At 55.3% G+C, this 17,987-nt stretch carries 12 protein-coding genes and 5 pseudogenes; 6 read left to right on the forward strand and 11 right to left on the reverse strand.

Annotated elements, in window-relative coordinates:
* The first annotated feature begins 12 nt into the window (after positions 1-12).
* The 4 genes and pseudogenes from thiC (at position 13) to JCM15764_RS14470 (ending at position 4,083) form a co-directional block, all read left to right on the forward strand.
* Positions 13-1,319, forward strand: a pseudogene (gene thiC, locus JCM15764_RS14450) (phosphomethylpyrimidine synthase ThiC).
* A gap of 137 nt (positions 1,320-1,456) precedes the next feature.
* Positions 1,457-2,521: pseudogene (locus JCM15764_RS14455) on the forward strand (energy-coupling factor ABC transporter permease).
* Positions 2,487-3,242, forward strand: coding sequence for a cobalt ECF transporter T component CbiQ (gene cbiQ / locus JCM15764_RS14465; RefSeq protein ID WP_054696972.1), 756 nt, complete (start codon positions 2,487-2,489; stop codon positions 3,240-3,242). The pseudogene JCM15764_RS14455 and the gene cbiQ overlap by 35 nt, the downstream one beginning before the upstream one ends.
* On the forward strand, positions 3,235-4,083 hold the full coding sequence (locus tag JCM15764_RS14470; RefSeq protein ID WP_054696975.1) for an energy-coupling factor ABC transporter ATP-binding protein: 849 nt from the start codon (positions 3,235-3,237) through the stop codon (positions 4,081-4,083). Before cbiQ ends, JCM15764_RS14470 begins: the two co-directional genes overlap by 8 nt.
* Here JCM15764_RS14470 and JCM15764_RS14475 read toward each other — a convergent pair whose 3' ends face one another.
* Positions 4,084-5,535, reverse strand: a complete 1,452-nt coding sequence (locus JCM15764_RS14475) for a transglutaminase-like domain-containing protein (protein ID WP_054696979.1) — start codon at positions 5,533-5,535, stop codon at positions 4,084-4,086. It abuts the gene before it with no gap.
* Between the two features lie 360 nt (positions 5,536-5,895).
* Between JCM15764_RS14475 and JCM15764_RS14480 the strand changes: the two are divergent.
* A pseudogene (locus JCM15764_RS14480) lies at positions 5,896-8,157 on the forward strand (sigma 54-interacting transcriptional regulator).
* Positions 8,158-8,459: 302 nt separating this feature from the next.
* The gene (locus tag JCM15764_RS14485) at positions 8,460-8,645 is read left to right on the forward strand and encodes a hydrogenase expression protein HypE (RefSeq protein WP_041267297.1); all 186 of its coding nucleotides are present in this window, start codon (positions 8,460-8,462) and stop codon (positions 8,643-8,645) included.
* A gap of 82 nt (positions 8,646-8,727) precedes the next feature.
* Here JCM15764_RS14485 and cysS read toward each other — a convergent pair.
* The 10 genes and pseudogenes from cysS to JCM15764_RS14520 form a co-directional block, all read right to left on the reverse strand.
* Positions 8,728-10,209, reverse strand: a pseudogene (gene cysS, locus JCM15764_RS14490) (cysteine--tRNA ligase).
* Between the two features lie 87 nt (positions 10,210-10,296).
* Complete coding sequence (locus JCM15764_RS14495) at positions 10,297-10,668, reverse strand: response regulator transcription factor (RefSeq protein WP_054696982.1); 372 nt, start codon at positions 10,666-10,668, stop codon at positions 10,297-10,299.
* Positions 10,669-10,673: 5 nt separating this feature from the next.
* Entirely contained in the window at positions 10,674-11,387 is a 714-nt protein-coding gene (locus JCM15764_RS14500; RefSeq protein ID WP_243689047.1) for a CheB methylesterase domain-containing protein, read from the reverse strand.
* Complete coding sequence (locus tag JCM15764_RS23955; RefSeq protein ID WP_369412341.1) at positions 11,324-11,662, reverse strand: response regulator; 339 nt, start codon at positions 11,660-11,662, stop codon at positions 11,324-11,326. Before JCM15764_RS23955 ends, JCM15764_RS14500 begins: the two co-directional genes overlap by 64 nt.
* A 71-nt stretch (positions 11,663-11,733) precedes the next feature.
* On the reverse strand, positions 11,734-12,213 hold the full coding sequence (locus JCM15764_RS23960; protein ID WP_243689048.1) for a response regulator: 480 nt from the start codon (positions 12,211-12,213) through the stop codon (positions 11,734-11,736).
* Positions 12,158-12,526, reverse strand: a complete 369-nt coding sequence (locus JCM15764_RS23965) for a chemotaxis protein CheW (RefSeq protein ID WP_243689055.1) — start codon at positions 12,524-12,526, stop codon at positions 12,158-12,160. The genes JCM15764_RS23960 and JCM15764_RS23965 overlap by 56 nt, the downstream gene beginning before the upstream one ends.
* Positions 12,527-12,579: 53 nt before the next feature.
* Positions 12,580-13,788: pseudogene (locus JCM15764_RS23970) on the reverse strand (chemotaxis protein CheA); the annotation flags it as partial.
* The gene (locus tag JCM15764_RS14510) at positions 13,789-15,525 is read right to left on the reverse strand and encodes a methyl-accepting chemotaxis protein (RefSeq protein ID WP_054696985.1); all 1,737 of its coding nucleotides are present in this window, start codon (positions 15,523-15,525) and stop codon (positions 13,789-13,791) included.
* A 44-nt stretch (positions 15,526-15,569) separates the two neighbouring features.
* Positions 15,570-16,115: a chemotaxis protein CheW gene (locus JCM15764_RS14515; protein WP_054696988.1), complete on the reverse strand. Its 546-nt coding sequence runs from the start codon at positions 16,113-16,115 to the stop codon at positions 15,570-15,572.
* Positions 16,116-16,128: 13 nt separating this feature from the next.
* Entirely contained in the window at positions 16,129-17,979 is a 1,851-nt protein-coding gene (locus JCM15764_RS14520; RefSeq protein ID WP_054696991.1) for a CheR family methyltransferase, read from the reverse strand.
* Positions 17,980-17,987 lie beyond the last annotated feature (8 nt).

The raw sequence follows: 17,987 nt of genomic DNA on the forward strand, positions 1-17,987 counted from the left end.
CAAGGAGGTACCATGAGAACCCAGATCGAACTGGCCCGTGAGGGCATCATCAGCACCCAGATGGCCACCGTTGCAAAGGATGAAGGGTTTTTACCGGAATACGTGCGGCAGATGGTGGCGGAGGGGAAGATCGTCATCCCCTGGAACCACGGCCGGAAACCGAAAGCGGTGGGAATCGGCAAGGGACTGCGCACCAAGGTAAATGCCTCAATCGGCACTTCTTCCGACATTGTCGACTACGCGGCCGAGGTGCGTAAGGCAAAGGCAGCCCAGGAATCGGGGGCCGACACCCTGATGGAGCTGTCGGTCGGGGGAGACCTGGACCGGGTGCGCCGGGAGGTGATTGCGGCGGTGGATCTGCCGGTGGGGAATGTTCCCCTCTACCAGGCCTTTTGCGAGGCGGCTCGCAAGTACGGCGATCCCAACAAGCTGGACGAGGAGATGCTTTTCGACCTCATCGAGAAGCAATGCGCCGACGGCATGGCGTTCATGGCGGTTCACTGCGGCATCAATCTCTACACCATTGAGCGGCTGCGCAAACAAGGATACCGCTATGGCGGGCTGGTCTCCAAAGGGGGGGTCTCCATGGTTGCATGGATGCTGGCCAACAACCGGGAAAACCCCCTCTACGAAAAGTTCGATCGGGTGACCGCCATCCTGAAAAAGTACGACACGGTGCTCTCTCTGGGCAACGGTCTCAGGGCCGGAGCGATCCATGATTCGAGCGACCGGGCCCAGATCCAGGAGTTACTCATCAATTGCGAGCTGGCAGAGATTGGCCGGGATATGGCTGTCAGATGCTGGTCGAAGGGCCCGGCCATGTGCCGCTGGACGAGGTGGAGGGGAACATCCAGCTGCAGAAACGCATGAGCGGCGGCGCACCCTACTACATGCTCGGTCCCATCTCCACCGACGTGGCACCGGGTTTCGACCATATCACCGCCGCCATCGGCGCCGCCCAGTCGAGCCGTTTCGGCGCCGACCTCATCTGTTACATCACCCCTGCCGAACATTTGGCCCTCCCCAACGAAGAGGATGTGCGCCAGGGGGTGAAGGCAGCCAAGATCGCCGCCTATATCGGCGACATGAACAAGTATCCGGAGAAGGGGCGACAGCGGGACATGGAGATGTCCAAGGCCCGTCGCGACCTGAACTGGGAGAAGCAGTTCGAATTGGCTCTGTATCCGGAGGACGCCCGGGCGATCCGCGCCAGCCGTACGCCGGAAGACGAAGCCACCTGCACTATGTGCGGTGATTTCTGCGCCTCCCGCGGGGCGGGCAAGCTGTTTGCCGGAGATCTGCGCGGGGACAAGATCTGAGGTGAAAAATTCAGCCACGAATAACACGAATGTTCACGAATAAGAGCAAAGCGTGAAAGACAAACATGTGGTTGTGCTTTCGGCTTGAATCATTCGTGTTAATTCGTGACATTCGTGGTTAAAAGATTGAGATTCATATGAAAAAAATCCTGTTATTTACAATTTCGATGCAGCTTATCTCCGCTACGGCCCATGCCATGCACATCAGCGAGGGGCTACTGCCACTGAACTGGGCGCTCTTCTGGTTCATGGCCGCGGCGCCTTTTGTCGCCCTTGGCGTGCGTCAGCTGAATAACCTGGCAAAAACCGATCTGGCGATGAAACCGCTGGTGGGCTGATGGCTGCCGTTGTCTTCATCGTCTCCTGCATGCCCATCCCGGTCCCCACCGCCGGCACCTGTTCCCATCCCTGCGGAACCGGCATTGCAGCCATCCTTGTCGGACCTCTGGTCAGCATTGTCATCAGTGCCGTGGCCCTTCTGCTCCAGGCACTGTTTCTTGCCCATGGCGGCCTTTCCACCCTGGGGGCGGACATTATTTCCATGGGGGTGGCCGGCTCCTTTGCCGGCTGGCTCATCTTCCGGGGCCTGCGTAAAATCAGTGTCAACTTGGCCGTAGCCGCTTTTTTCGGTGGTCTCTTTACCGACTGGGCCACCTATCTGACCACCTCCATGGAGCTTGCTGCCGGCATCAGGGGGACGGCGCCTTTCTGGCCGCTTGCGGCAAAAATCGTCCTTGCCTTCATCCCTACCCAGTTACCGCTGGGCATTCTGGAAGGAGCCATGACCGCCGGCATGGTCACTCTGCTGCAGCGCAAGCGCCCGGACCTGCTGGTGAAGATGCGGGTACTGAAGGAAAGCGAGGTTGCCCATGCCTGAAAAAAAGCGCAGATATAGAATAATCCTGCTGCACATCATCCTGTTGCCCACACTGCTCTTTGCCTTTTATTTCTTCACCCTGGCGCCCCACCCCTATGCGGGGGTGGATGAGACGGTGGTCGAGAAAATTGCCGTGGAGCATGGCCGCAAGGTGCATGAACCCCTCATCGATCCGGGAGAGGGAGATCTGCTGCTCTTTCTTTTTCTTGGAGCCGGTGCTGCGGGAGGCTTTGTGGCCGGTTATTACTGGCGCCGGTTGGGCGAGAAACCTGACCGGCATGGGGAAGCTGATGCGTCATTCCCTGCAACAGACACAGGTCGCTGATCATCCCTTAAGCCGCTATGATGCACGGGTCAAGCTTCTGGCAGTACTGGCCCTGCTGACGATGGTGCTCAGCTACCGGGGAGCGGCTTTCCCCCTGCTGCTGAGCGCCCTTTCCGTCGCCCTGTGTCTGAGCCTCAAGGTGAGGCCGCGGCTGCTGATGCTTCGTTTTGCCCAGCCCCTTTTCTTTGCCGCGGTGATCGTCCTGCTCAAGCTGTTCACTACCGGTGCAGTTCCCCTTTTTACCCTGTCTGTCTGGGGAATTAATCTTATCGGCTACAGTGACGGATTGGGCGAAGGGTTGCTCATTGCCGGCCGGATCGTGGGGGCAGTTTCCCTGGTTGCCCTCCTCGGTTTTTCCACCTCCTTTACCGATCTGATTTCGGCTTTGGCCTGGTTTCGGGTGCCCCAAGGGTTGATCGAGGTGGCCCTGTTTGCCTGGCGTTACCTGTTCGTTCTCTTTGAAGATGCCATGGTGATATACAATGCCCAGAAGAACCGTCTGGGTTATGCGGGTTATCCCCAGGGGCTGCGTTCTTTCGGCACCCTTGCCGGCGCCATGGTCATAAAGGCCTTCGACAACAGCCAGACCATCACCACCGCCATGGTCCAGCGGGGCTACGACGGCACGTTGCCCCCCATTCGCCAGCAGCCGTTCAGGGGGCGGGAGGTGGCTGCAACATTATTGGTCGTAGCTGTTTTGGGAGTTATCTGGAATGTTTAGCACCGACGTTCGTATTTCCGTGAGCCTGGAGAGTTTCAAGTATCCCGATGGGACTGTGGCATTGGCCGATATTCATCTTGAGATCGGCCGCGGCGAGTTCTGTGGCATCCTCGGCGCCAACGGCTCGGGTAAGACGACACTGCTGAAGATCATGGATGGCCTGATCAAGGACTACCAGGGGCGGGTGCTTCTGGATGGGGATGAGGTGCCCCGGCTCCACCCACGGGATATCTACCGCAAGATGGGGCTCGTCTTCCAGAACCCGGATGATCAGCTCTTTGCCCATACCGTCTCTGAAGATGTCGCCTTTGGCCCCCGCAATATGGGCTGCGGCGAAAATGAGGTGAGAGAACGGGTCGCGGATGCATTATTGGCGGTGGAAATGTCCGAATTCGGCGGCAAGGGTATTCACCACCTGAGCTATGGCCAGAAAAAAAGGGTCTGCATCGCCGGCCTGCTGGCCATGGGACATGAAATCCTCCTGCTGGACGAGCCGACGGCGGGGCTGGACCCCATGGGCGAATACCGGATGATGGAGCTGCTGACCAGGCTGAACCGGGAAAACGGCGTGACCATTGTCATGGCCACCCACAGTGTGGACCTGGTGCCGATCTTTCTTCACCGGCTGCACATTCTCAGCAGGGGCAAGCTGGTGAGGGGCGGGGTGCCGGAGGAGGTCTTCACGGCGCCCGAGGAGATGGCCAATGTAAAGCTGAGGCTGCCGCACATCGCCGAGTTGATCCACCGGCTCAAGCACGAAGACCTGCTCCCATTCGGCCGGATACCGCTGACCATCGGCGAGGCGCGGCGGGAGATCTTGGAGACGCTGCGGGAGCGCTGATCAGTATAGCTGTTCGGTGACTACCGCCTTCAGCTTTCCAACGAGGCCGGCAAGGAGGGCAAGGTCTTCGGGGCTTTCACCCTCAACCAGCTTGATATGGCTTGCGTCCACCGGCAGCTGCCCGAAGGTGGGGTCCACAGCCAGCCATTCACCCAGATAGCTTTCCGCCCAGCTATGGTAAAGAAAGCCCTTATCCTTGATGTATACCAGCCCGGAGACGAAGCGGCTGGGAATACCCATGGCCCGTGCCATTGCCACATAGAGGCGAGCGTGGGACTGGCTGTTTCCTTCCGCTTTTTTCATCGTTTCAAGGGGCGGCAGGCTGTCCATGGCGGCGCCCTTCACCTCTGCTGCCACCCAGCGGGTAAGCTTCTCGACTACCTTCAAGCGGTCCTGCTCTCCACCGGCGATTTCTTTCGCCTTTGTCGCTATTTCCCCATTATCAACAGGAATTCTTGCAGTGGCTTCCAGAAAGGGGGCGAGCGCTGACTGATCCTGTGCCCCATTGGCATTTTTTACCGCTAACGCTTTGGTCGTCTTAAATGCAATGGTGCCGTCCTCTTCTCTGGTTGCCTGTTGTCTGGCATCCCGGTACAGGAGGAACTCAGGAGGAAACCCGGAAAGTATTGCCGTCATCCGTTGCAGCTTTTCGGGATTGCTCAGCGGAGGCTCAATCCTGATCAGGCTGAAGTCCAGGATCAGATCTTTTCTTGCCAGGGCCGCGTCGGCTATGAAATTCTGTACCGTGAGCGCATCTTCGGCCCTGGTCAGGATCATCTCGTCCCTGACCGATTCCTTGAGAGTATTTCCGGAGAGGTCGAGCCAGATATCATTGTCGACGAAGGGGTAAAGGTCGTTCTGCATGTGCAGGGCTTCGACTCCTCCCTGGAGGGTTTCCTGACCGATTACCTTGATTTCGACCCCTTTGATCTTTATCCCTTCCACATCCAGCATCTGCACATTATACGTTTTTCCCGGCGCCGCTACTTGCATTGGTGGATAAAAGTTCAAGGCCGGCGGGGGCAAAATCTTTTTTTTCATCTTGAGCGACTTTTTCTTCAGGTTACCGGCCGATTCAATGACCACCTTGATCGCCTTGCCTTCCACCACACCTTTTACTTTCATGGGACTGCCATCGATGGTTTGTTCAACCTGGAAGGACTTAAGAGCGAGATCCTTGCCCACACGGTAGTTTTCCCGGGACGATGACTCCCTTGATACCGCCATGACCTTGAGCTTCACACTTCCTTCGCTGAACAGCTCAAAACCGTCGGCTGTTTCAAGAACATTGGTGTGGGCAAAACCGACCCGTTCTCCATTCATACTGATGCTGAACCAGCGCTCGCCAAGGGGCGGGCCTTGCAACCGGGGAATGGGTGCTGCAGTGCCGACAGCCGACGGCATCATGGAAAGGATCAGCAGCAAAACAGGGATAATATAACGAATGGTCATGGTGATCCCCCTCAGGAATTTTTTAAAAAATGGGTTTGCGACCGCTTCAGGGCGTCCTCTTTAAATATCTTTATTATACCAAAGAGGTCTGACCGCAATGGTGACCGGACGAAAACGTGCCCCACGCTTGACCTTTTTTAACACTTGCAAGTATCCATGTGGGGCGTTAAACTATAATCAAAGATAAGAGTTGCGAGGGTCGTGAGACCCTCATTATGCCCTAGCTGACTTGCCCTCCTAGTCACTAGGGTGTTTTTTTGCCTGCATTCCGGATCGCCCCAAAGTGTGCCAATTCTTGCACATTTTTCTTGATTAGTCTATGCTGTTTCAGATCTAAATTCACCTACACGGAAAACCAAAATGGAACCTATCATAACCCTTACCGAGAAATGCCGAAAGTGCTACTCCTGCGTTCGCAGTTGCCCGGTAAAGGCGATCAAGGTGGAAAAGACCTTTACTGAAATCATCTTCGAGCGCTGCATTGGTTGCGGCAATTGTTTGAGTAATTGCCCTCAGCATGCAAAGGTTGTTACCGACAAGGTGGGGGTCGTGGAGAACCTTCTGGCAGGTGAGGAGCCAGTCATTGCGGTTCTGGGATGTTCTTTCCCTGCCTTCTTTCATACCTTTTCAGCCGGCCAGCTGGCAGCAGGCCTGAAAAATTGGGCTTTGCCGAAGTGCATGAGGGGGCAGCCGGGGTCGAGCTCATAGCGGCCGGATACGCCGAGGCCATGGAAAAAAGCTCCGAAGCACTCATTTCATCCCACTGTCCGGCCATTGTCGATCTCATCGAGCGTCATTACCCGACCCTGATAAAGAACCTGGTGCGGGTCATCTCGCCGATGGTGGCGATCGGCCGTTTTCTGAAAACTGCCTATGGTCCTGAAGTGAAGGTTGTCTACCTGAGTTCCTGCATTGCAGCAAAATTCGAGATTCAGGCGGAGGAAACCCAAGGCGCTATCGATATGGTTCTTACCTATCGGGAGATGGAGGAAATATTCCATAAAAGGGAAGTCGATCCGGCGCGGCTGGCGGAAGACGCCTTCGACGGTCTGGAGCCCCATCTGGGAAGGTTGTTTCCCATTGCGGAAGGTACCTTCAAGGCCTTTTCCATTGCCACCGACCCCCTTGATACTGAAATCGTCACCGCTGCCGGAGAGGTCAATGCCATGGGAATCATCAAGGACCTGGCGGCAGGGCGTATCAATCCGCGTATTGTCGATATACGTTTCTGTTATGACGCTGTATCGGTGGCCCAGGCAAGAAATCAGAGCTGACCGAATTTTACAAGCGAAACCTCATCATTGCCCATTTCAAAAACGATGCTCCCTATCGCACTGCTTCCCATTACCAGGGGGAACAAAAGCAGATTTCCCTCACCCGTTCCTTTACCGGCAAATACGTCAGGCTGAAGGTGCCGAAGGGGAGCGACGTCAAAAAGATCCTTCATGCCACCAACAAATTCACCCAGAAGGACGAACTGAACTGCCGCGCCTGCGGGTATCGGACCTGCCGCGAGTATGCCGTTGCCGTTTATCAAGGGCTGGCAGACCTGGAAATGTGTCTGCCCCATACCCTGCAGCAACTGGTGGAGGACCGGGGAAGGCTGATCGAGAAATATGAGCTGGCCAGGAGGGAGCTGGACCGGGAGTATGGCGATGAATTCATCGTCGGTGACGATGCGGGGACCATAGAAGTGCTGGATCTCATCAAGCAGGTGGGACCCACGCCGACAACGGTGCTGATCCGGGGAGAATCCGGTACCGGCAAGGAGCTGACAGCCAGGGCCATACACCGCTACAGCAAGAGAAACGACAAGCCGCTGGTGACGGTCAACTGTACCACCATTACCGATTCGCTCCTGGAAAGCGAGCTCTTCGGCCACAAAAAGGGCGCCTTTACCGGGGCTATCATCGACAAGAAGGGCCTGTTCGAGGCAGCGGACGGCGGGACCATCTTTCTCGACGAGATCGGCGACATAACGCCGAAACTGCAGGCCGAGCTTTTGCGGGTTCTCGATTCAGGGGAGGTGAGGCCGGTGGGGGGAACAATCTCAAGGAAGGTCGATGTCCGCCTCATCGCCGCCACCAATAAGGAGCTTGAAGCAGGGGTCAGGGACGGCTGGTTCAGGGAGGATCTCTACTACCGGCTCAATGTCTTCGCCATCACCATGCCGCCGCTACGCAGCCGGATCGAATCCATTCCCCTCTTGGCCCACCACTTTCTGGAAAAGGCCCGCAACAAGTTGAACAAGAGCATCGTCGGTTGGAAGACCGGGCAGTCAAGGCGATGATGCAGTACTCGTGGCCCGGCAATATCAGGGAGATGCAGAACGTTATCGAGCGGGCAGCTGTTCTCACCCATGATGAGATCATCAAGCTGGGCAATCTGCCGCTGGTTTTTGCCGAAAACTATGCAGAGGAGGCCGATGATGTGCCCGATCTGAGATCGTTCAAACTGGAGCGCGAACCGCACGTGATGCGGGTGGAGAAGAAGCTTATCCAGCGCTATCTGGCAGATGCCGGCGGCAATGTGTCAAAAGCGGCACAACTTGCCAATATCCCCCGGAGAAGCTTTTATCGACTGCTGGACAAGCATGGCCTGAAGGGACGTGGAGCTGACTAACCTGCACCAGTTGCGGTTCCACAAGTTTTAGTAATTTTCTGGTCCTGTTTGAGAACCTGCGCTTTGCTTTGGTTTTCCAGCTGGCAACGTGCAAAAATGTCCATGGTTATAATTGGTGTGCCAAGGGTGGCACAAAATGTATACAGTATGTGAGGTGAGAGTAATACCGGGTGGTTGAGAACGCGCGCAATTTCCAATAGTTAGTGGACGCATCCTGATGAATTTCTTCTTTGGCACGCATATGGCAAAGAAGAAAATAACTTCGGCAAAAAATTAAAACACTGACTATAGGAGAACACAACATGGGCAGAATGAGAGAGAATCCACGTTATAACGTAATTTCCATGAGGATCAGCGATGAAGAGAGGGAAACCCTGGAGCAGATCGTCAGCACCACCAACAGAAGCGTTTCCGATATCATGAGAGAGGCAATGGACCTTGTCAAGGAGCGTTTAGGCTCTTTGGAAATGGCCCGCAAAGCCGCCTGAATAAAAGAGAATCCGTAGAACAAAGAAGGCCGCATAAGCGGCCTTTTTTTATGGGTGGTTCCTGGGTTACCTCGTGGCTCGGCTACTTTACACTCCAGGTTGTCCCCTGTGGCGAATCGAGAAGGACGATGTTTTTGGCCGCGAGTTGGTCACGTATTTCGTCGCTTCGTTTGAAATCCTTTGCCTTTCTTGCCGCCGCCCTTTCGGCAATCAGCCGTTCTATTTCATCGACCGCCATATCAAGATTGCCTGCTTTGCGGCTTTTGAGCCTTTCCAGAAATGATGCCGGCTCAGAGGAAAAAATACCGAGAACGCCGGCGATCTTTGCCACTTCTGCCTTGACCAGGGTGCAGAGGCTGCAGATATTGTCGGATGCTCCTGCTGTTTCGCTCAGCACGCGGTTGACGCAGCGCACCAGGTCGAAAACGTGGGCAATGGCCAGGGCGGTATTGAAATCATCGTCCATGGCCTCCCGGAAACGGGCAGAAATGGAAGTGGTTTTGTCGAAAAGGTCCCCTTCGGCTTCATTCAGTGATGATGCATCGACTGGGGCTCCGGTGCAGCCATTGCCGGCTGCCAGAGTCTCCTCTACTGCGGCCAGCGCTTTGTAAATTCTTTCCAGCCCAGCCTCTGCCTCGGTCAGGTTCTGATCGGAAAAATCGATGGGCGAGCGGTAGTGGGCCGAAAGCAGGAAAAAGCGGAGCACCTCATTGTCATACCGGTCCAGCACCTCTTTGATGGTAAAGAAGTTGCCTAGTGACTTGCTCATCTTTTCCGAGTTGATGTTGACGAAGCCATTGTGCAGCCAATAGTTGACGAAGGGCTTGCCGGTGGCAGCTTCGGACTGGGCGATCTCGTTTTCATGGTGGGGAAAGATCAGGTCTTTGCCGCCGCCATGGATGTCGAAGGTTGTCCCCAGATATTTCATGCTCATGGCCGAGCATTCGATGTGCCACCCGGGGCGGCCTTTTCCCCAAGGGGACTCCCAGAAGGGTTCGCCCGGCTTCGCCTCTTTCCAGAGGGCGAAATCCATGGGGTGGCGCTTGCGCTCGTCCACTTCGATCCTGGCGCCGGCCTGCATGTCCTCCAGGGTGCGCCCGGAAAGTTTCAGGTATGAGTCGAATTTCTCCACGCAAAAGTTGACGTCACCCCCCGCCTGATAAGCAAAGCCCCTGTCGATGAGCGTCTGCGCCAAGGAGATGATTTCACCGATATGCTCGGTACCTTCGGCTGGCAGGTGGGCAACTTCAGGCCCAGCCGTTCCATATCCCGGTCAAACTCCTTGATGAACCGCTCAGAGATGACGTCATAGGTCACCCCTTCACGATTTGCCCGGTTGATGATCTTGTCGTCGATGTCGGTGTAATTGCGCACATAGGTCACATCCAGCCCAAGATGGCAGAAGTAGCGGTAGATGACGTCGAAAACCACATTCGCCCTGGCATGGCCGATGTGGCAGTGATCATAGACCGTGACTCCGCAGACATACATCTTGACCCTCCCCGGCTCGACCGGGACAAACTCTTCCTTATTTCCCGAAAGTATTATAGACGCGCAAGCCCATGAAAATCCTTTAGTTTAGCGATTTGAAGCACCGGTGAATCTAGCATAACCTGCTGTTGAAGTGAAGAAATTTTACCTCTGCCACGGGTTAGGGGAGAAAGTTCCTGACTGCCGTGACGATGCCGGCAGGGGAAAACGGCTTGCTGATGTAACCGTCGGCCCCCGATTCGTCGGTGAGGCGGCGAAGTTCGTCTTCGCTCTTCGACGAGAGGAGCAGGATAGGGATCTGACTGATGAAATCCTTTTCCTTGAGGAGCTTCACCTTTTTGTTCCCTTCGAGCATGGGCAGCATCACATCCATGATGATGAGGTCAGGCCTGTCGGCAGAAAAAATGTAGCCGTTGGCTTCAAGGCCATTGTGGGCGCAGAACACTTTGTAGCCTGCTTCTTCCAGGGCATCACGGGCCATCATCAGCACCAGTTCGCTGTCGTCGACGATAAGTATTTTATTCTTTGCCATGGAGGTCAACTCCTTGCATCAAACAAGCGTGAAATGGTCTGCGGAATATCACCCAGAGGTACGATCATATCGACGGCATCCATGGCGATAGCCGCCTTGGGCATGCCGAATACCGCACAGCTCTTTTCATCCTGGGCAATAGTCATACCTCCCTGTTTCCGGATTTGAGTCAGCCCCTCTGCCCCGTCTTTGCCCATGCCGGACAAAAGAACACCAACGACTGCGCCCCCATGTTCGAGAGCAAGGGATTTAAAGAGCACATCGATTGAAGGACGGCAGCTGTTGACCGGCTGGTCCTTTATCAGTTTTATTTTACCATCTGAAACGGTCATGTGGTAGTTGCTGGGGGCGACCAATGCCGTCCCCGGCAGGAACACATCTCCATCCTTGGCCAGGCGGACGGGAATGTTGCTTTCCCGGTTCAGCCATTGGGCAAAGCCGCTGGCGATATGCTGGACAATGAAGATGCTGGCATCGAAGCCGGCCGGAAGGGACCGGACTATCTTCATGACTGCCTGGGGGCCGCCGGTTGATGCACCGATAGCCAGTATGCGATGGGTTTCCCCCGGTTTGGATTCCGAAGCGACCATTGCTCGGCGTCGGGTCGGAGGCCTGCGGCGGATTACCTTGATCCGGGCCAGCATCCTGACTTTTTCTATGATGTCCGAGGTGAAGCAGGGGGAAATGGTGTCGGTGGTGAAGCCTTCCGGCTTGGCCATGACATCCAGAGCTCCTCTTTTGATGGCGGCAAAGGCGTTGTTGACGTCCCGATCCCCGAGACTGGCAGAAAGGACCAGGATCGCGTCGGCGAATGGGCCATGATCTCCTCTATGGCGGTCAAACCGTCCATGATCGGCATCATCAGATCCATCAGGACCAGGTCCGGCTTCAGCTTCTGTGTGAGTTCAACGGCGGCGGTGCCGTCTGCTGCTTCGCCGACGACGATGATATCGCTGGTCAGCCGGAATATGTCCTTGATTACCTCCCTGGTCAGGCGGAATCATCTGTAATAATAACTTTTATCATTTTCAATGGTAATCTTTCATGGCCACTGTCAAAACGGCGTCAGCCAACGAAGGCCTCCACCGTTGCCAGCAGATTTCCCTGGTCGAAGCTTCCCTTGACGATGTATGCCTGGGCGCCGGCGTCCATGGCCTCACGTTTGTCTGCATCGGTGGCCAGAGAGGAAACAATGATGATCGGCACCTCTCGGTACTTCTCAATGGCACGCAGACGTCTGGTCAGTTCAAAACCGGTAATGCCCGGCATCATAACGTCGGAAATGACCAGATCGTAAGTGGTGCCGGCCACCTTTTCCAGGGCATCTTCGCCGGAGATGGCTATGTCCACATCGTAACCGTGGGCCATGAGGATGCTGCGCTCCATAGTGCGTGTGGTTATGGAATCATCCACCACCAGGATGCGTGTCTTGACCGCCTTTCCCTCATCTCTGCCGAGCCTTGATGCGAAACCGGCAGTAATTCCAACTTCAGCTGCGGTGAAAAGATCGGGAACGTTCAGGATCAGCTGGATCGCCGCTACCAAGAATGGTTGCCCCAAAGACGAAATGTACGTTTTTCATTTGATTGCTCAGAGATTTGACGACAATCCCGGAGCTTTCCAGGGTTGCATCAACAGCGCAGGCCAGATATTGACTCCCCTGTCCCAGCACCACGACCGTAAGCTTTTCCTCGGGGGAAAACTTCCCGGGCTCAGGCAGACCAAGGAGAGAGGCCAATGATACCAAGGGTATGGAGCTGCCGCGCAGGGAGATGACTTCTTTGCCGGCCGCGGTGACAATGTCTTCGGCCTTATTTTCAGCGTCTCCTGGACATAGGAAAGGGGAACTGCAAAACACTCGCTGCCGCAGAGGATCAGCAGCGCCTCCATCATGGAAAGGGTAAGCGGCAGTTGCAGTGACATTTCGGTGAAGCGTCCTACCTCGCTCCTTATGGTCAGGTGACCTTTGAGCCGCTCCAGGTTTTTTTTCACCACGCTCATGCCGATGCCGCGCCCCGAGGTGTCGGTGATGAAGTCCCTGGTGGAAAATCCCTCCTCCATGATCAGCTCGATGACAGCCTTATCCTCCATGGCTGCAGCTTCTTCCTGGCCCAGAAGACCTTTGCTTACCGCGGTTTTTCTGACCAGAGCCGGATTGATGCCCCGCCCGTCGTCACGGATGACGATGTTGACACCCCCTTCTTCAAGCCTGGCGGCAATTTCTATGGACCCCTTGGGTTTTTTCCCATCCACGAGTCGCTCTTCGAGTGTTTCGATGCCATGGTCGATGCAATTCCTCAGAATGTGCAGGATCATCGGTTTGACCGCTTCCAGCAGCACCCGGTCCATTTCGATCTGGGCTCCTGTGACGGAAAACTCGATCATTTTGCCGTGCTCCCGGGACAGGTCCCGGATCATGCGTTCGAATCCGTCGGTGATGGTGTGCAAGGGAAGCATGCGCAGAGCCAGGGCGTCGTCGTGGAGTTCCTGAACCAGGTATGCCAGGTAGAGAACGTCCTCCTCCAGGTCGTTCCGGAATTGGCGCAGTCCCGGAAGGAGAGGGGACTTTGCGTTGGTGTTGCACAATTCATTCAGCCGGAGGAGACTGCTTTCAAAGCGTTTTTTATTGATGATCAGCTCGCCCAGGCGGTTGATGAGGCTGTCCAGGATCTTGACATTGGTCCTTACGGTCTCTTCACTGGCGGTTTCATGCTGCAGTTTCTTTTCTACCACCTGGGGAGGGATTTCCCCCTGGTCGAAAGCCAGCAGGAACTGGGAGACGTCGAAGGGAATCTCTTCATTGCTGCTGAAAGCCTTGATAAGACGGGATATGGCATCGGCTCCCTTGAGAAGAATATCTATGACCTGATCATCGACCCTTTTCTGTCCCTTTTCGATCTCTTCAAAGAGGTCTTCCATGCGGTGACCGATGGCGCTGATTTCCTCAAGACCAACCAGCTTTGCCGATCCCTTGAGGGTGTGGGCATTGCGCATCAGTTCCCTGAGCAGCACCTTGTCGTCCGGAGTCTTTTCCAGGGCAAGAAGCCCCTTCTGCAGCGAGTCCAGATGTTCGCGGCCCTCTTTGAAAAATATGGAGAGGTATTTGTTCCGGTTGGGCATCTATGCCTCTTTTTCGCTCAGGTCCCGCAGTTTTTCCGTCTGCTCCATGATATCGGAAATGGCCCGCTCAGTTTCATTGGCGCTGGCTGCCACCTGCTGTGCCACATCCCGCACCTCGGTCATTGTTTCGGCCATTTGCTCGCAGGCGGAGGTCTGCTGCTGGGTGGAAAGGGTTATTTCCTTGGCGGCGCGGGCAGTTTCTTCAACCATGTTGATGATGTTGGTGAATGAGAGCTGGACCTTGTCGACCAGTGCCGATGCGTCATCAACCCCTTTGGTTCCCTCTTCCGTGACCATGATGGTGCTGTTGGTCGCCTTTTGAATTTCTTCGATGAGCCCCTTGATCTGTTTGGTCGCATCCACCGTGCGTTGTGCCAGTCGTTTCACCTCCTGGGCGACGATGGCAAAGCGTTTGCCCGCCTCTCCGGCGCCGGCAGCCTCGATGGCGGCATTCAGCGCCAGCAGGTTCGTCTGGTCGCTGATCTCATCGATTATTTCCACGATACCGCCGATCTTCTGACTGTTATCCCCCAGCTGGAGCATGCTTTCGGCTATGCTCTGCACCTGTGCTTTCAGCATAGCCATACCGTCGATGGCATTTGTCACGTCGCCGGTGCCGACGGTACAACTGCGGGTAGTCTCCTCGGCCATGGATTCCACCGATTTGGCATTATCGGTGATCTGTTTGGCGGTGATGGCTATTTCTTCAGAAGTGGTGGTTACTTCCTGGACGGCGCTCGCCTGCTGGGTCGCACCGGAAGACTGCTGGGCACTGATGGCCATCATTTCGTTGGCTGAGCTGGACAAAAGAATGATTGCTTCCTTGATGGAGGCGATGAGCCGCGCGCTCTTTTCAATCTCCCCCTTGAGGTTTTTGACGATGACATTGGTCATGGTGTTGAACGCTTCGGCGAGAGTGCCTATCTCGTCGCCGGTCTCAACCGGGATCTGTTCGTCCAGATTGCCGTCGGCAATGCGCCGTGCCGCCGCCGTCAGGTTGAGGAGAGGACGCATATAATAGCGGACGACGAAAAAGATGGTGACACTGGAAACCAGCAGCATGATGAACATGGAGCCGATGATCTGAGTCCTCAACTCGGCGATGCGCTTGTCGGTTTTCTCCATGGAGAAGCCGATCCTGAACGCTCCCCAGTGCTTGCCGTTGACATAGACCGGCGCCGAAATATCCCACATCCGCTCCCCGGTGTCGCGGAAATAAACCTGCTGGAGGAGTTCCTTCTGATTCTTTGCCGCAATCATGCCCACTTCGTCATTGAAAATGCGCTTGGTCCGGTTGTTGATCAGGTCCTTGGCCCTGTCGCCGGTCAGCGGCTGAGAGTATTTTGTGTTATGGGTGGGCAGGTAACTGTTGCGATCAACTGCTGCCGCGAATACCACCTGGTCGTCTTTCAGGTACTCGTCTTCCAGCTCCTGGATGTTTTCGTCGAGATATCTGTCGAACCTGGTGTGGAACTTCTGCGGGTAGGTATTGGGAATGGGGACATAATTCTCATCGAATATGTCCGTCTCGGACAAGGTGCCTTGTTTTATCGCCAGTTCCAGGACTTGCTCAGTCATCTTTGCTCCGGCAAGGGCTTCGATCCTCCCCTTGGAGAGGAGCTCGCCTTCCATGGAGGCGCTCCTCGATCTGACGAAGTAGATGGTAAAGAAGGTCATGATGACGACCATTACCAGAATGAGAATCCCGGCAATCTTCAATGACAGGTTGTTAAACATGGCAACTCCTTGCCGGCGTTCCGTTAAACGCCGATGATCCTTTTTTATTGGTTATTGTCGGCCACAATGTCAGGGGACTGTAAAAGCTTTGCCATGTCCAGCATCATGATCAGCATGCCGTCAATGTTCAACTGACCACGGATGTACTCCCGCTGTTTCTCATTGAGAGATTTGACTGCAGGCTCAAGGGCGTTCAGTGGCAGTGCCCGCACCCCCTCCACCGTTTCGGCGATGATGCCGGTGACAAACTTTTCCGATTTGACGACGACGATCCTGGAGAAAGGAGAAAGGGGGAGCTGGGACAGGCCAAGCAGAGGCCTGATATCGATGGCTGCGGTAATCTCGCCACGGAGATTGAAAACGCCGGTTAGGAAGTCCTGAACACGTGGCAGCTTCACCAGCCTGGGGATGCGGATAACCTCGGAGGCGTAACCGGTCTCGAAGGCGAAGGTCTCACCGCCGAGGGTCAGGGTGATGAATTCCTGCTCCTCTTCCCGTGCCTCTTCCACCTCCGACAGGGCGTGCCAGTACTCTTCCCTCATTTCATCCAGGATGGAGCGGATTTCGTCGGTTCCGTTCTTCACTACCATGTCGCTTCCCTTCTTAATCTGCCTTTGCCAATTCTTTATTCAACTGATCCATGAACAGCTCCCTTGTCAGTCCGCCGGAATGGGGAATGGTCGTCTGGGCTTTCAACCCGGCCACAATCCGTAGTGAATTATTCAGCTCCCTGAGCCGTTCCTTTTTTTTGCCCAGCCGGGCATAGAGCTGTGCCAGCTGGTAATGGGCCATGACGAAGTCATGTTGCAGGAGGATCGCCTTGCGGTATTCCTCACCTGCTTCCGGCAAGCGGTCGGTCATCTCATATACAAGTCCCTTGAGGAAATATGCCTCAGGCAGCAGGTCGTCGGTCTTCAATGCAGCTTCGCACGCTGCAAGTGCCTCGGTAAAGCGCCCATCGTTGGCCAGAGTAAAACCATAGAGGATGAGGGCTCCGGTATGATCAGGACGATGTTGCAGTATATCCTGCAAAAGTCTGGCTGTCTCGGAGAAATTTTCCTCTCTGAAGAGTTCCCGGGCATGCAGATGGAGCCTCTCCCAGTCAACGGCCTGCGGGGATGCCGGTGCAGGTGCAGTGGTGTTTACCGGTGCCGGGGCTTGCTCTTGCCGGCTCTTTGCTTTTGCCGGTGCAGGTTGCCGGGGGGGTGCAGGTTCTGTTGGAATTTCGCTTTTTGCCGTTTTCTTCCGGTAGTAGAAGCTGCCGTCATGGTTTTGCCTTTCGAACCGGCTCGATATCTGGGCCATGGTCTCGGCATGGCCCAAGAAGAGGTAACCGCCGGGCTTGAGACAATTGGATATTTTCTCGATTATCTGCCTGGTGATATCAATGGTGAAATATATGGTGACATTGCGGCAGAAGACGGCATCGAACCGTTCCCGGCCCTGTTCCTCCTGGTCGGGGGGAGATGAAGTGAGATTGTGGTGGGCGAATCTGACCAGGCTTTTAACCTCGTCCCTGATCCTGAACTTCTTGCCGCTTTTTTCGAAATAGCGATCCAGGTTGCGCTTTTCCATGACGCGCATGGCCCACGGGCTGTAGATACCTTCCCGTGCCCGTTTCAGAGCCCGGTTGTCGATATCGGTGGCGAGGATGCTGATATCATGTTTCTTCCAGTCGGGAATGGCTTCCATTACTGTCATGGCCAGGGAATAGGGCTCTTCGCCTGTGGAGCAGCCAGCCGACCAAAGCCTGAGCTTCAGCCTTTCCCCCAGGGCAAGCCCGGACCGTTTCTCTGCCAATATCTTGCCCAGAGCCTCGAAGTGGGCATGGTAACGGAAAAAATAAGTCTCACCGATGGTGAGGAACGGCAGCAGTTTTTTCAGTTCCTGCCGGCTTTCCTGGTGCAACACCAGGTAATGGTAATATTCTTCGAAGGAGCTGATCTTCAGGGCAGCCATGCGGTTCAACAGACCCCGTTCCAGCAGCTTCTGGTTGCGCCGATCGAAATGGAGGCCGCTTTCTTGAAGGAGGTATTGGTAGTAAAGACGGTAGGTGTCGTCGCCAAGGGTTTCTGTTTGCCGGAGCAGGGACTGCTTTCTTCCCCTGGCGATGGCCTCCAGATCTTCGGCAAGTCTTACCGTATCCAGGGGCTGGGGGAGAAAGTCAAAGAGATTGAGGAGCTCGAATTCAAGCTCGGGAACATCAGAGATGACGATGATGGGCACATGACGGGTTTCAACCGCACGCTGCAGGCGGCTGATCATCTCGACGGCTCCCATGTCGGAGGTGGAAATTTCAAGGATAATAGCTGCCGGTCTGTTTGCTGCGGCGGCCTGCAGGGCATCTGCATAAAGCTGGACGCAGGAGACCTCATGTCCGGCCGTTGCCAGCAGGTTGACGAGGTAGTCGCAGAACGCCTTATTTTCGTTTATTACCAGGATCTGCAGCGGCATTCCATCCT

Origin of the sequence: Geotalea toluenoxydans JCM 15764 (assembly GCF_001311985.1) — a bacterium.
Lineage (GTDB): Bacteria > Desulfobacterota > Desulfuromonadia > Geobacterales > Geobacteraceae > Geotalea > Geotalea toluenoxydans.

Bases quoted from the DNA above. Each gene is read 5' to 3' on its own strand.
- JCM15764_RS14475 (WP_054696979.1), bottom strand. From the start codon at position 5,535: ATGACCATTCGTTATATTATCCCTGTTTTGCTGCTGATCCTTTCCATG.
- JCM15764_RS14510 (WP_054696985.1), bottom strand. From the start codon at position 15,525: ATGTTTAACAACCTGTCATTGAAGATTGCCGGGATTCTCATTCTGGTA.
- JCM15764_RS14520 (WP_054696991.1), bottom strand. From the start codon at position 17,979: ATGCCGCTGCAGATCCTGGTAATAAACGAAAATAAGGCGTTCTGCGAC.
- JCM15764_RS14515 (WP_054696988.1), bottom strand. From the start codon at position 16,115: ATGGTAGTGAAGAACGGAACCGACGAAATCCGCTCCATCCTGGATGAA.
- JCM15764_RS14485 (WP_041267297.1), top strand. From the start codon at position 8,460: ATGGGCAGAATGAGAGAGAATCCACGTTATAACGTAATTTCCATGAGG.
- cbiQ (WP_054696972.1), top strand. From the start codon at position 2,487: ATGCGTCATTCCCTGCAACAGACACAGGTCGCTGATCATCCCTTAAGC.
- JCM15764_RS14495 (WP_054696982.1), bottom strand. From the start codon at position 10,668: ATGGCAAAGAATAAAATACTTATCGTCGACGACAGCGAACTGGTGCTG.
- JCM15764_RS14500 (WP_243689047.1), bottom strand. From the start codon at position 11,387: ATGGCCAAGCCGGAAGGCTTCACCACCGACACCATTTCCCCCTGCTTC.
- JCM15764_RS14470 (WP_054696975.1), top strand. From the start codon at position 3,235: ATGTTTAGCACCGACGTTCGTATTTCCGTGAGCCTGGAGAGTTTCAAG.